This window comes from Evtepia gabavorous (assembly GCF_003425665.1).
Classification (GTDB): domain Bacteria; phylum Bacillota; class Clostridia; order Oscillospirales; family Oscillospiraceae; genus Evtepia; species Evtepia gabavorous.
Map to the genome: position 1 here is coordinate 1 of NZ_QQRQ01000033.1, position 13,899 is coordinate 13,899.

Consider the following 13,899-nt stretch of genomic DNA (forward strand, 5'->3'; position numbering starts at 1 on the left):
ATGCGGTATTAGCACAAATTTCTCTGTGTTATTCCCCTCTCCAAGGCAGGTTCCTCACGCGTTACTCACCCGTCCGCCACTAAGGATTCCTATCCGTTGTCCGAAAACTCCGTCAAGGGTCCTCCGTTCGACTTGCATGTGTTAAGCACGCCGCCAGCGTTCATCCTGAGCCAGGATCAAACTCTCAATAAAATGGTATCTAAACAGCGGCTCTCACCGCTATTCAAATCAATTCATTGATCGCTAATCATTAGCTTCAAAGAAATAAAACGTTGCCCCACAAAGCCTTAAAGCTTCATGGACAACTTCTACTTGTCCGTTTTGGTGCTTCGTGTTTCTTACTTACGTTGTTTAATTTACAAGGTGCACACCGCTTCTGCGGGGTGAGTTATATTGTAACACAACTCCAACCATCTGTCAAGAAGTTTTTTCCTCTTTTCTGTCCGGCTTTTTGCCCCGTGTCTCGCGACAGCTTTGATAGAATACCACTCCCTCCCTGGAATGTCAACCCCTTTTTTCAATTTTTTTCAGATTTTTCGATTGCTTTCTCACCAGGCACATACAGAGAACGGAAATAGCCAGCGCCGCCAGGTTTCCCATGGGAAGCAGGTTCCCGGCAATGATCTGATTCCAATAGGCAATGGGTATACTGCCCAGAAGGACGACCCCCGTGATTCCCCAGCCCTGCTTCTTGGATTCTTTTCGGCCCAGCAGCTGCGCTGCAAGCCGCCGCAGGCACAGAAGAAGGAGCCCAAGCAGCGCCGCATCCCCCAGAACCCACAGCGCGGAGGCCAATTCTTCCAGCCGCTGAAACGCCCCCTCAAATCCCAGTCCGGAGACCATTTGGAAAAAAGGACGGTTGATCTGGGCCGCCAGGTCCGCGCCCAGCCGTCCCAGCACCAGGAGCATTCCCGCCCCCAAAAGCAGGAACAATCCTCCCAAACGGCGCATGACCGTCCCTCGGCTCTTCTCTTCCGGCCGGACATCGCCCAGCAGGAAGAGCACATAGCCGCCGGCCGCCACTGTCCCTCCCGCGGTGAACACCCCCTGGGGCACCTGGGACAGCTCCTGCCAGTTCCAGAGGAGGACCTCATCCCATTGCAGCCGGAACACGCCGAACAGAAAGATCAGGAAAAAGCCAAACCCCACCGCCAGGGCAAAGACCTCACAGGCCCGGGCAAAGGCGGGCAGCCCCCCAGAGGCCATCCATCCGGCCAGAAGCAGCGCCACGGCGGTAATCAGGATGGGGGAGGCCCGGAGAGAATCGGACAGGCGGCTGCCAATCCGGGCCGCGTGGGCAGCGGTCAGGTAAAGACCCCAAAGGAGAAAGAGGCCCGCCAGAACCCGTCCCGTCCTCTGTCCCCATCTCTGGGCAATCCGCTGCCCCAGATCTCCCTGCCCCAGGACGGGGCTTCTCCCCAGCAGCGCCACCAGAGCCACAGCGATGCCCCCCGCCAGAATGGGACACAGCCACGCCGCCGCGCCCACTGCGGACAGGCGTCCTGGCAGCTGCTCCGTGCCCAGCGGGAACAGGGCCAGGAAGAGCACCGTCATCAGTTGGCGCAGAGAGATTGTTCTGTCCGTCATACATTATCCTCCTTCTTTTCCCGTTCAAGATGGGGCCTCCCCCAACGGGGCAGGACGGCACGCCGCCCCTTCTTCTATGGTTACTACTGTCGCTCGGTCACAGTGATGGTGACAGAGACCTCCACCGGCAGGGTAGAAAACGCCGTAGGCCACTGGCTGGACAGCGCCTGCCACCGGAACGGATTCGACAGCCCCGCCCGGCCCAGCAGATCCGTCGCGTCTGCCTCGGCCCGCTGGAGCACCGCCACCGCCTGGTACATGGCCCGGGCGGTCTCTTCCTCCAGTTTGGCCACATCCCCCGGGCGGCTCTCCCAACCACCGGTGAGAACCCCCTCCAGGCGGCAGCGGATGGACAGCCCTGTCAGCCGTCCCTCCTCCATCTGGGGGACCACCCGGCAGCCTGTGCTTTGCAGCACCATGGCCTGCGCCTCCACGGAACCGGTCCAATGGACTCGGTCTCCCAGGAGAAGCGCAGCACCCAGGGCCTCTGGTCCGGTGAGCCATTGTGTGATGCCGCCCTCTTGATACAGGGCAAAGCCGGCAAACGCCAACCCCTGCTCTCCCACCTCTAAGGCAGGCAAAAGGAGGGGCTCCTTCCGGGCCAAGGCCGCCGCCGCCTCTCGGAGGGTCACTGGGCAGAACCCCTGGCGGTTTTTTCCCTGGGACTTGATGACACTCATCCGCTTGGCGGTGTCCGCCTCCCCGGAAAAGGCCTCCTCCAGGGTATCCGCCCGGACCACCCACAGCTGGGTTTCCGTGCTCTGCTGGGGCTCCTGAAAGGCATAACTGAGCAGTTCCGGCAGGGTGCCCGCCGCGTTTTGGGTGAGAAGCAGATGCTCCACATGGGCACAGCTCACCACCTGTTCTCCCCGGTTGGTCAGGCCCTCCACGGCAGCGGCCGGGGTCTCCCCCTGGCTGTCACAGCGGAAGGGCTCCTCCTCCCCCCGGCCCTCCGCAGCCGCCAAAAGGTGAATGCCCTGGCCGGCCGGCTCCACCCCCAGAACACTGACCACCGCCGTGGCGCCGCTCTCCCGACTTTGGGGGGTGCCGGCACAGCCGGTCAGAAGCAGGAGCAAAAGAAACACCAATGCCAACACACGCTTCATCCCTGCCTCCTTTGGTTTCGGGTCTTTAAGGCACTCTCCCGGAACTTCACCCGGTGGGTGGGCCAGCGGATGACGCCGTGGCCCTTCTCCCGCTCGCTGCCGGAGGCGGCGAAGGGGGTGAGATAGGGCACCCCAAAGCTTTCCAGCTGGGCCAGCCGGTACACCAGCACCGCCGCCAAGGCGGTCACCGCAAACAGCCCGCCGATGCTGGCGGCGATGGCCAGGCCAAACCGCCAAATCCGCAGCGCCGCGGAAAACTCCTGGCTGGGCACCGTGTACCCGGCAATGCCGGCGATGGCCACCACAATGAGCACCACCGGGGAGACGATGGAGGCCTCCACCGCCGCCGACCCCACCACCAGGCCGCCCAGAATGGAGGCCGTCTGTCCGATGGGGCCCGGCAGCCGGAGCCCCGCCTCCTGCACCGCCTCAAAGGCCAGCAACATGATGAGAACCTCAAACACCGTGGAAAAAGGCACGTCCGTCTTGGCCTCGGAGATGGACCAGGCCAGCCGGGCCGGAATCATCTCCGGGTGAAAGTTCACCGAAGCCACATAGAAAGCCGGCAGGAACAGGGACCCCAGCATGCACAGATACCGGAGAATCGACAGAAAGGAGGCCGCGACCCAGTTTTGGGAGCGATCCTGCCCGGTTTTGAAAAACTGTCCCACGGTTCCCGGCAGCAGGTATCCCAGGGGAATCCCGTCCACAATCACCCCCACCCGGCCCTCTACCAGACCGGCGCAGAAGCGGTCGGGCCGCTCGGTGTAGGCAATCATGGGAAAGGCCGTGTCCACCTCGTCCACAATGAGCTCCTCCAGGGAAGCCGTCTGGAGCAGATCATCGGTGTCAATGCCGGCAATCCGCCGCTTGGTCTCCTCCACCAGCTCCGGATTGGTGGTCCCCTCCAAATATAAAATGTCCACAGGCGTCACACTCTGCCGGCCCGCAAAAATCTCGGCAATCTTCAGCTCTGGGGCCCGGAGCCGGCGGCGGACCAGGGAGGTGTTGGTCCGCAGGGACTCCACAAAGGAGTCCTTGGCCCCCTTCAACGAGGGCTCGTTGTCCGGGGCGCTCACCGACCGCTTCTCCTCTGTGGCGGCAAAATAGGACACCATTTTTCCCTTCCCCGGGAAATCAAAGACCACACTGCCGTTGATCAGGGCAAAGACCGCCTGGTCCAGGGTGGTGCACACCTGGACCAGCTGGGTGTAGACAATGCCCTCCGTCATCATGCGGAAGGCCGCCTCCGGGGTGGCCTCCCGCAGCAGCTGGCTGGTGGCCAAGGGGCGGAGAATGTAGTCATTCATCCGTTCATTGCGGACCTGTCCGTTGATGAAAAAGACGGTGGTCCGCTTCTCCGGGTCCCCGCCGATGAGGACCTCCCGCTCTCCAAAGTCCGCGCAGTCCCGAAAAATGAAGCGGATGTGATCCGCCGTCAGGTCCCCCTCGAACCGGGGTTCCTGGCGGGGGTGGGGGGGAATGTCCTCCCCTTTGGGGCCGATCCAGCCCATGGAACCGCCTCCTTTCTTTTTGGTGGATGCTGGTAGTATGGACCACTGCCGCCCGGGTTATACAGCCGCCCGGCTTGACTTCCTGCCCACCTATGGTAAAATAGCCATAAACTCCTGTCGCCATTTCCCGCCCCGTTCCCGGGGCTGACATAAGAAAGGATTGACCATGAAAAAAAAGCTACTATCCCTCTTTTTGGCCTTGACCCTGGCCCTGTCTCTGGCAGCGCCCGCCTGGGCCGCCACCCCGGAGGAGGCCCAGGACTCCGCCCAGCTGCTGTACAACTTAGGCCTGTTCCAGGGTTCCGGCACCAACGAGGACGGTTCCCCCCGGTTCGCCCTGGAGCGGGCCCCCACCCGGGCCGAGGCCGTGACCATCCTGGTGCGCCTGCTGGGCGCGGAGGAGGCCGCCCAGGCCCAAACCTGGACCACCCCCTTCACCGATGTGCCGGACTGGGCCCAGTCCTACGTGGGCTACGCCTACGCCAAGGGCTATACCACCGGGGTGGAGCCCACCCGGTTTGGTTCCTCCACCCCCGTGTCCACCGCCCAGTTCCTGACCCTCCTTCTCCGGGCCCTGGGCTATGAGGATGGCAAGGATTTCACCTGGAGCACCCCCTGGACCCTGACCGACCAGCTGGGCATCACCGACGGGGACTATACCGCCCAGACCGCCACCTTCCTTCGGGCTGACGCCGCCGTGGTGTCCGCCAACGCCCTGTATGCCCCCAAAAAGGGGGAGGACAAGACCCTGCTCCAGGATCTGCTGGACTCCGGGGCCATCTCGGGCAGCACGGTGGTCATCTGGGACTACGCCCCCCTTCTCTTTGACGAGGACTTCGCCTCCTTCCTGTTCTACCCTGTGGACGGAAGCCCCGCCAGCTTCACCTCCTTTAAGTTGGATAAGGTAACCGTCAACGGCCTGTCCTGTCAGACCCTTCAGGTGACCACCCCGGAGGAGGTCTCCGCCTACCTGGCCTCCATCGGCTACGACGCCGGCGGCTTTGGCTATGTGGAGATCACCTATGACGAGGACAAGGCCCAGGCCGCGGCCACAGAGCATTACACCGACGAAAACGGAAAAACCTATCCCCTGCTGGCCTTCTCCTTCACCTACACCGCCACCCAGGCCGATGGAAGCCAGGTGAAGGGGAGCTTCACCGACAACTATTACTTAGACGAATAACCCCTCCTGCCCAACAGATTGCCGCGTTCCCACGGCAATCTGTTTCCTTACTTCCATGACGTATAAATTTGTAATCCATCCCGTTGATCTCCAAGACCACGACGGTTTCCTCTCCTTTCTCTCCCACTATGCCGGGCAGGGATACCAGGCCGTCCAAATACACCGGTCATTCACCCTCTTTCGCAGGACGGACACCCCGCCGGCACAGTACAGCATGGCGTTTTGCCCCCGGACAGACCGCCTTGCAGACGGGTTGCAGCCCATTCCAGGGCTCCACAACGGAATCCTCATCGTTCCACAGGCGGGCTCGCCCGAGGCACGAGAGACTTGGAATCAGACGGTGGTTGCGGACTACGCCGCGTTTGTCCCCTACAACCTCATCTCCCTGCTCTCCAAAATCATTCGCTTTCTTGTCCTGCCGGTGGTCGTTTTGTCCGTCTTTCTCTCCTTCGTGAAACCCATCCTGCAAGACACCGCCTCCCTTCCCATCCCACAGGCTGTCCTCTACCCCCTTCTCCTCTTTCTGGTTGCCTGGGTCTTTGCCATCGACCTGTTCGCCTACGGCATCAACACCGTCCACCGGACCGGACTCAGGCAGGCCATTCCCTCCGGCCGCCCGTACGCCACGTCTCCGTCCCTGCGGCCCCTTGTTCTCCTGAAAAACGGTCTGATGACGTTCCGGTTCCTCCCCTTGCTTCTGATTTGGGGGCTCCTGTTGGTTTCCCTTTTCGCATAATCCTGCTCCCTATTTGAAAAGATAGAGCGGCCACTCAACTGAGTGGCCGCTCTGCGTATGCCCACGGTCTCCCTTCTTTTTCATATTTATTAAAAATTATATGTTATATAAATATGCACTTTATGCAGGAATTTTTTGCTGTTCCGGCGGCTTTTTCCATTTCTCAGTCAATTCTTTGAAAATTTTTTCGCCCGGCGACCAATTTCGACAGGTCCAATCGTATTCTCTTTAGAATGTGTTTTTTCAAACCAAGACAAAGGAAGTGATCGACATGAGGCCGCCCTTGGAACGCCAGGAGGCGGAGCGGTTGGTGGAAACCTACTCTGACCTCGTCCTCCGGCTAAGCTACTCCTACCTCAATCAAACCCAGGACGCCCAAGACATCTGTCAGACGGTCTTCTTAAAGCTCCTGGAGCGGGCCCCGGATTTCGTCTCCTCGGACCACGAAAAGGCCTGGATCATCCGCACCACCGCCAACACCTGCAAGGACCTGCTGAAAAGCCATTGGCGCCGGACCACCGTGGCCATGGAGGCCGCCAGCCACATTCCCGCCCCGGAGCTGGAGGAGGGAAGCCTGTCGGCCGCAGTGAACCTGCTGCCCCCCAAGTACCGGGCCGTGATCTATCTGTATTACTACGAGGGGTACTCCTCCAAGGAGATCGCCCGCCTTTTGGGCCGCAACCCGGCCACGGTGGCCACCCAGCTCCGGCGGGGCCGGACCCAGCTGAAAGACCTATTGGAAAGTGAGGGTTCTTCATGAAAACATATCGTGACCAGATGCACGGGCTCCAGTTCACCCCAGAGCAAAAAGCGGCCATGGTGGATGCCCTTCTGGCCGCCAGTCAGGCCCCTCACCAGCGGCGCCCGCAGCCCCGCAAAGCCCTTCTGTTCGCGGCGGTGGCCGCGGCGGTGATCCTGTGCGTCGCCTGTGCCTCCGGGGCCCTTCAGGCCACGGTGGCGGCCTTTTCCGCCCTGTTTGGCATCTCCTCCCCCGCGCAGACCCAGGTCATCCAGGACCGGGCACAGGTCATCCAAACCAGCGACACCGACAACGGCGTGACCGTCTCCATGGAATCGGTCATGGGGGACGCCCACAACGCGCAGATCCTCTTCTCCATCCGGCGGACGGACGGACAGCCCCTGCTCCCCCAGCGGCCGGACCTGAGCTGGCTGATCAACCAGGACCACGCCCTTTTGTTTGAGGAGGACAGCACACTCAACATGTTTACTCCGGCAGAGGACGACCAGCCCGACAGGTATCTTCTGAGCAGCGCCCTTCACTTCGTCCCCTTTGAGGCCACCGATTCCGTTTTGTACTTCCTATTTTCCGTCTCCAGCCCAAACTATCCCCTGCCCTCTGGAGGGATGTCCCTGACCTTGCGGAATCTGTGCTCCTACGGTCCTGTGTCTGGCAAGGATGAAAAGGGGTCCATCCCGCTGGTGGAGGGGACCTGGGACCTGTCCTTCCACCTGGAATACGACACCTCCACCCTGTCCCTTCCCACGGGACAGACCTTCCACCACGGCCCCCTTACGGGCACCGTGGAGGAGATCCGCCTCTCCCCCATCTCCATCTATCTCTCCTTCCGCTATACCTTTGAGGAGGAGACCCTGGCCGCCGGCTATGACCCCGGCGCCACCGAACTGTCCAAAGAGGCGTGGCTGGAGGAGCAGAAGCGGGAATGGTTCAGCAACCTCCCTCTCTACGTTACCTTCCCCGATGGGACCACCCAAGACATCCAGCAGGACACCGTTGACCTGGGCGGTTTCTCCCAGGGCAGCGTCTACACCCTCTCCGGCGCCCTCCAGACCGTCCTTCCTTTGGATTCCATCGCCAGTTTCCATCTGGGGGATTTGACCATTCCCCTTCCCGACTAACCTTCTCCTCAGCGTTGCATACAACGCGTTCAGCCAAAAGAACACCCCCTTGGAACCATCAGCCTGGTTCCAAGGGGGTGTCTCTCATGCTTTTTCCCTTTCAGCGATAGACCGCCGCCTCCTTCCCCACAGGGGCCGGCCGGCCGGTTCTGGCCCGGCGGACCGCCTTTTCTATCTCACAGACCACCAACGGCGTCACCGCCAGCCCCAGGACGATCCCCCACTGGGGCAGGGGCATGGGGACCACGGAGAAAGCCCCCTGGAGGGGCGGCAGCAGGAGCACCAGGCCCTGGAGCACCACCCCGGCCAGAAAGGCCTTGTTCATGGCCGGGTTGGAAAAGAAGCCCAGGCGGAACAGGGAGGTCTCCTCACTGCGCACGTCAAAGGCGTGAAACAGCTGGCTGAGGGTGAGGGTGGCAAAGGCCATGGTGTTGGCAATGGCATAGTCATGGGTCAGCCGCAGCCCCAGTCCGTAGGCCAGGAGGGTCAGCCCGCCCACCATGGCCCCCTGCCAGGCCAGCCGGAGGGAGAATGCGCGGGAAAACAACGGGTCCTGCTTCCCCCGGGGCGGCTGGCGCATCACGGTCTTTTCCACCGGCTCCATCCCCAGGGCCAGGGCGGGGAGGGAGTCGGTCACCAGATTCAGCCACAGCAGCTGCACCGGGCTGAGGGGGGCATGGGGAAACGAGAACACCGTGGCCAGAAAGATGGTTAAAATCTCCCCGATGTTGCAGGAGAGTAAGTAGTGGATGGCCTTTCGGATGTTGGAATAGATCCCCCGCCCCTGCTCCACCGCCGCCACCACGGTGGCGAAATTGTCGTCGGTGAGGATCATATCCGCGGCCCCCTTGGCCACGTCGGTGCCCGTCTTCCCCATGGCGCAGCCGATGTCGGCGGCCTTGAGGGCGGGGGCGTCGTTCACCCCGTCGCCGGTCATGGCCACCACGTGGCCCTTTTTCTGCCAGGCCCGGACGATCCGCATTTTGTGTTCCGGGGTCACCCGGGCATAGACGGAAAAGGTCTCGATCTCCTCCTCCAGGGTCTCCTGGGGGAGAAAATCCAGGCCCGGGCCGTCGATGGCCTTGTCCCCCGGACGAAACAGGTTCAGGTCCCGGGCAATGGCCACCGCGGTGTCCTTGTGGTCCCCGGTGATCATCACCGGCCGGACCCCGGCCGCGGCGCACCGCTCCACCGCTGCCCGTACCTCCGGCCGGGGCGGGTCCATCATGCCGATGAGCCCCACGAAGATCAGCTCCCGCTCCAGCTCCTGGGCCTCCAGGGACTTGGGCGGCCCGCTCTGGTTGCGCTGGGCCACCGCCAGCACCCGCAGGGCCTTGGCGGCCAGGTCGCTGCCCACCCCAAGGATGCGGCGGCGGTCGGCCTCGGTCATGGGCCGGGGCCCCTGGGGGCCCTGTACCTGGGTACAACGGGAGAGCACCGCCTCCGGCGCTCCCTTCACCGCGATGAGGGTCCCTCCGGCGGGCAGGCTGTGGCAGGTGGCCATCCGCTTGCGGACCGAATCAAAGGGGGCCTCTCCCTGGCGGGGCATGTCCCGCTCCAGCTGGGCCTTTTCCAGTCCCTCCCGGGCGGCCATCTGGGCAATGGCGGTCTCTGTGGGGTCCCCCACATAGCCCCCGGGTCCCTCCTTGGCATCCCCGCAGAGGGTGCCCAGGGCCAGAGCCTGTCCCCGCAGACCGGGGCTGGGGGTCCAGACCTCTAACACGGTCATTTGATTTTTGGTCAGGGTCCCCGTCTTGTCCGAGCAGATGACGGAGGCGCAGCCCAGGGTCTCCACCGCGGGCAGGCGCTTGATGATGGCGTTGCGCTTGGCCATCCGCCCCACCCCCATGGCCAGGACAATGGTGACAATGGCGGGCAGCCCCTCGGGAATGGCCGCCACCGCCAGCGCCACGGCAGTGAGGAACATGTCCAGGATGTCCCGGTGCTGGAGCATACCCACCCCGAACATGACGGCGCACACCCCCACACAGACCAGGGAGAGCACCTTGGACACCTCCCCCATCTTTCGCTGGAGAGGGGTCTCCCCCTGGGTCTGGCGGAGAAGAAGCCCGGCGATCTTGCCCATCTCCGTGTCCATACCGGTGGCGGTCACCACCACCCGGCCCCGGCCGCCGGTGATCACCGTGCCCCCGATGACCATGTTCTTCCGCTCGGCCAGGGGGGTGTCCTGGGGCAGCCCGCCCCCGCCCCGCTTGTGCACAGGCAGGGACTCGCCGGTCATGGCCGACTCATCCGCCTGGAGGCCGGCCTCCCACAACACCCGTCCGTCGGCGGGGACGTAGTCCCCGGCCTCCAGCAGGATGATGTCGCCGGGCACCAGCTGACTGCTCTCCAGCCGCCGCTCCAGCCCCGCCCGAATCACCCGGGCCTTGGGGGCCGAGAGCTTCCGCAGGGCCTCCAGGGCCTTGCGGGCGTTGTCCTCCTGGGACACGGAGATCACCGTGTTGAAGAGAACAATGAGCAGAATAATGGCCGCGTCCAGCCAGTCCTGCCCGCCCCCGGCGAAGAAGGACAGGGCGGCGGCGGCCAGCAGCACCAGGATCATGGGATCTTTCAGCTGCCCCAGCACCCGCCGGAGCATCCCCGCCTGTTTGGCCTCCTCCAGCCGGTTCTCCCCGTGCTCGGCCAGCCGCTTCTCCCCCTCCTGGAGGCTCAGACCCTGCTCCTGGTCGGTCTCCAGCCGGCTGAGCACCTCGTGAAGGGTATCACTGTGAAATGTGTGGTCCATTGGTTTCGCGCTCCCTTTCGGAATGGTTGTCCTTGGTTTGGATGCTCTTAGCATACCGGAAGGAGACGCACGATTCTGTCAGATCTTGTGTGGGCGCAAAAATTTTCCCCGCCGGACAGAGGGCGGGGCGGCCCGCAAAAAAAGCACCGGCCCCGCTGTCCGCTGGGGCCGGTGCTGCGCTTTGGTTGGAACGCCGTCATTCCTCGGGGGTACTCTCCCCGCCGGCGTCGTCCGGGGCCTTCTCTCCCTGATCGGCGGCCCCCTCCTCCTGGGGCGCCGCGTCCTTGGACCCGCTGTCCTGGGCGCCGGCGTCCTCCTGGGTCTGCCCGTCGGAGGTCCCATCCTGGGCCGGGAGCTCCCCGCCGGTGTCCTGCTCCACCTGGCCGTTCTCCTGCTCGGCCTCCTCACTGGTGGTGTTCAGGGTCTCCCGATAGGCGGTGAGCTTGTCGTAGAAGTCCCCCACCGACAGATTGTCATAGGTCTCGGTGGTGACCACCTCCGCCTGCTCCACCCACTGGCCGGTGAGGGTGTTCAGCTGGTCCTCGTTCCACATGGTCCGCACCGGCGCGCAGGTGGGCTCCAGCCGGAGAATGATGTGGTAGCCATAGGAGCTCTCCACAAGGCCGCTGATCTGGCCGGGCTCCAGGGCCCGGGTGGCATCCTCGAACTCCTGGACCATCTCCCCGGTGGTGAAAGCGTACCCGTCGGGGTTGGCCGCCAGGCCGGTGTCCTCGCTGTTGGCGTTCATAAGCTCGTCAAACTTTTCTTCCAGCTGGGCCGGGTCGGAAATCGCCTGGAGCTGGGCCAGCAACTCCTCCGCCTTGGCCTTCTTCTGGGCGGCCTCCTCCTCGGACAGGGCCTGGCCGGTCTGGCTGTCCTGGGTCAGCAGGAGGATGTGCTTGGCCGCCAGGACATCGTTGTCCTGGGCAAACTTCTCCAGGTCCTCCTGGGTGGCCGCGCCGTCCTTGCCCTCCTGGAACATGCCCTGGAGCATGTGGTCGTAGAGCACACCCACGGAGCTGACCTTTTCAAAGCCGCTGTCGCTGATGCACATGCTCTTCAGGTAGGTCTCATAGGCCTCCTCGCCGCCCAGCTGCTCCTTGGCGGTGGCCAGCTCCTCCTGGTAGGCGGCTTTGTCCTCTCTGCCGTAGCTGTACCCCTCCGCCTGGGCCTTGCCCGCCACCACGCTGTACAGGATCGCGTACTGCTGGGCCGCCTCCTTGATGCTGTCACCGGCGGTGACACCCTCCTGGACCTCCATGTCCCACACACTGCCTTGGTTGTCCTCACTGTCCATGGCGCTGAGATACATGTTGGCGGAGTCCGCCTGCTGGGCCAACCAGAACAGGTACTCCTCCGCGGTGACATCCCGTCCGTTGACGGTGAACATCACGGTGCTGCCCTTGTACCCCATCACATCCTTCACCGGGTCATAGGCACTGCCGCAGCCACTGAGCAGGCCGGCCGTCATGGCCAGCGCCAACGCAGAGCCCAGGATACGGCGCATCATTTTCTTCATGATTTTTGTCTCCTTTGATGGTTTTCTCCGGGGAGTTTCCCTGGAAAGCCTCCAAGCTGAACCCCGGCGCCGGGGCATGGCTCCGCCCTCCCAGCGTCCATTGGGTTTTCTGCCTTTCCGGTTTCCTGTCCCCTTTGCCGGCCCGCCGCCGGCAGGTTGCTTGTCTGGCACGGCCCGGGGCGGGCGCTATGCCATCAACAATCATCGCTTGGCAATGATTGTATCATGGCCGGCCCCATCTGACAACCATTTTCCGGGATTTCCTGTTCCGCCGGGGGAGGGAGCGGGCCCCCTCCTGTCCAATTCTGCAAAAAATCCTGCAAAATTCTCTCGCTTTTTTTCCTGAAAATTTCACGAAAATGGATGCAATCCCTTCGCCCATTTGCTATAATAAGACCAGATAAGAGGCTCTGCCAGGACCCGGCGGGGCAGGCAGCGTGAAACAATGCACTATAAAATTTTACGAATCGAGAGGGATGTAACGATGATCTCACATGGCAAGGATCTGAAGATTTTCAGCGGGAATTCCAACCGCGCCCTGGCGGAAGCCATCTGCAAAGAGCTCCGTCTGCCCCTGGGCGACCTGGAGTGCGGCCACTTCTCCGACGGGGAGTGTTTCGTCTCCATCTATGAAACCGTTCGCGGTTCCGATGTGTTTGTGATCCAGTCCACCTGTTCCCCCGTCAACGACAGCCTCATGGAGCTGCTGGTGATGATCGACGCCTTCAAGCGGGCCTCCGCCGGCCGGATCACCGCTGTGATTCCCTACTTCGGCTACGCCCGTCAGGACCGGAAGGCCAAGCCCCGCGACCCCATCTCCGCCAAGCTGGTGGCCAACATGCTCACCACCGCCGGCGCCGACCGTGTGCTGACCATGGACCTCCACGCCGCCCAGATTCAGGGCTTCTTCGACATCCCCGTGGACAATCTGCTGGGCAGTCCCCTGTTCGTGGACTACTTTAAGGCTCGGTTCGGCGACGACGCGGACAACACCATGGTGGTCTCCCCCGACGTGGGTTCGGTGGCCCGGGCCCGGTCCTTCGCCCAGAAGCTGGGCATGAGCATGGCCATCGTGGACAAGCGCCGTCCCAAGCCCAACTCCTCCGAGGTCTCCTCCATCATCGGGGATGTCCAGGGCAAGCGGGTCATCCTGCTGGACGACATGGTGGACACCGCCGGTTCCCTCTGCGGCGCGGCCAAGGCTCTGGTGGAGCTGGGCGGCGCCACGGAAGTTTTCGCCTGCGCCTCCCATGGGGTGCTCTCCGGCCCCGCTCTCCAGCGCCTGGAGGAGAGCGTCATCAAAGAGGTCCTTTTCCTCGACACCATTCCCGGCAAGCCCGGCGTAAAAAGTGATAAGATCAAGTATCTCTCCGCGGCACCCATGCTGGCCGACGCCATCAGCTTTATCTATCATGAGGACTCGGTCTCCCGTCTGTTCGTCTGACACAGCCGGCCCCGTCGGACGTCCCGAACCGGGACGTCCAGCGGGTCGGTCCTCCCAACGGATTCCGCCGCCTGTGGGCGGCGGAATTGTTTTGGGCAGAGGTTCCCTGTTTCGATTCTGTTTTTTGAGGTATTGCGCGTATGTTTTCTTGGAAGCGTCCCGGCCCCGCAGAGTGGCTGGTGG

The 13,899-nt window shown here is 62.8% G+C and carries 10 protein-coding genes and 1 rRNA gene; 5 read left to right on the forward strand and 6 right to left on the reverse strand.

Annotated features, from left to right (window positions below; translation table 11 throughout):
• The 4 genes from DV520_RS11155 to DV520_RS11170 all read right to left on the reverse strand — a co-directional run.
• Window positions 1-192: ribosomal RNA gene (locus tag DV520_RS11155) — 16S ribosomal RNA — on the reverse strand; the annotation flags it as partial.
• Between the two features lie 312 nt (window positions 193-504).
• On the reverse strand, window positions 505-1,587 hold the full coding sequence (locus tag DV520_RS11160; protein WP_117142878.1) for a GerAB/ArcD/ProY family transporter: 1,083 nt from the start codon (window positions 1,585-1,587) through the stop codon (window positions 505-507).
• A gap of 83 nt (window positions 1,588-1,670) precedes the next feature.
• Window positions 1,671-2,693 carry a Ger(x)C family spore germination C-terminal domain-containing protein gene (locus tag DV520_RS11165; protein ID WP_117142880.1) on the reverse strand — a complete coding sequence of 341 codons (1,023 nt, stop codon included), beginning with the start codon at window positions 2,691-2,693 and terminating at the stop codon, window positions 1,671-1,673.
• Entirely contained in the window at window positions 2,690-4,207 is a 1,518-nt protein-coding gene (locus DV520_RS11170) for a spore germination protein (RefSeq protein WP_117142881.1), read from the reverse strand. The genes DV520_RS11165 and DV520_RS11170 overlap by 4 nt, the downstream gene beginning before the upstream one ends.
• Window positions 4,208-4,373: 166 nt before the next feature.
• Here DV520_RS11170 and DV520_RS11175 point away from each other — a divergent pair, with 166 nt between their 5' ends.
• The 4 genes from DV520_RS11175 to DV520_RS11190 all read left to right on the forward strand — a co-directional run bounded on the left by DV520_RS11175 (window position 4,374) and on the right by DV520_RS11190 (window position 8,004).
• Window positions 4,374-5,390: an S-layer homology domain-containing protein gene (locus DV520_RS11175; RefSeq protein WP_117142883.1), complete on the forward strand. Its 1,017-nt coding sequence runs from the start codon at window positions 4,374-4,376 to the stop codon at window positions 5,388-5,390.
• A 55-nt stretch (window positions 5,391-5,445) separates the two neighbouring features.
• Complete coding sequence (locus DV520_RS12195) at window positions 5,446-6,126, forward strand: hypothetical protein (protein WP_133308865.1); 681 nt, start codon at window positions 5,446-5,448, stop codon at window positions 6,124-6,126.
• Between the two features lie 271 nt (window positions 6,127-6,397).
• Window positions 6,398-6,886, forward strand: coding sequence for an RNA polymerase sigma factor (locus DV520_RS11185; RefSeq protein ID WP_021919737.1), 489 nt, complete (start codon window positions 6,398-6,400; stop codon window positions 6,884-6,886).
• Window positions 6,883-8,004 (forward strand): DUF4179 domain-containing protein, encoded by a 1,122-nt coding sequence (locus tag DV520_RS11190; RefSeq protein ID WP_117142887.1) that lies wholly within the window; start codon window positions 6,883-6,885, stop codon window positions 8,002-8,004. Before DV520_RS11185 ends, DV520_RS11190 begins: the two co-directional genes overlap by 4 nt.
• Window positions 8,005-8,104: 100 nt before the next feature.
• Here DV520_RS11190 and DV520_RS11195 read toward each other — a convergent pair whose 3' ends face one another.
• On the reverse strand, window positions 8,105-10,753 hold the full coding sequence (locus DV520_RS11195; RefSeq protein WP_117142889.1) for a cation-translocating P-type ATPase: 2,649 nt from the start codon (window positions 10,751-10,753) through the stop codon (window positions 8,105-8,107).
• Between the two features lie 196 nt (window positions 10,754-10,949).
• Entirely contained in the window at window positions 10,950-12,272 is a 1,323-nt protein-coding gene (locus DV520_RS11200; RefSeq protein WP_165850102.1) for a peptidylprolyl isomerase, read from the reverse strand.
• Window positions 12,273-12,756: 484 nt separating this feature from the next.
• Between DV520_RS11200 and DV520_RS11205 the strand changes: the two genes are divergently transcribed.
• Window positions 12,757-13,716 (forward strand): ribose-phosphate pyrophosphokinase, encoded by a 960-nt coding sequence (locus DV520_RS11205; RefSeq protein ID WP_021919741.1) that lies wholly within the window; start codon window positions 12,757-12,759, stop codon window positions 13,714-13,716.
• Window positions 13,717-13,899 lie beyond the last annotated feature (183 nt).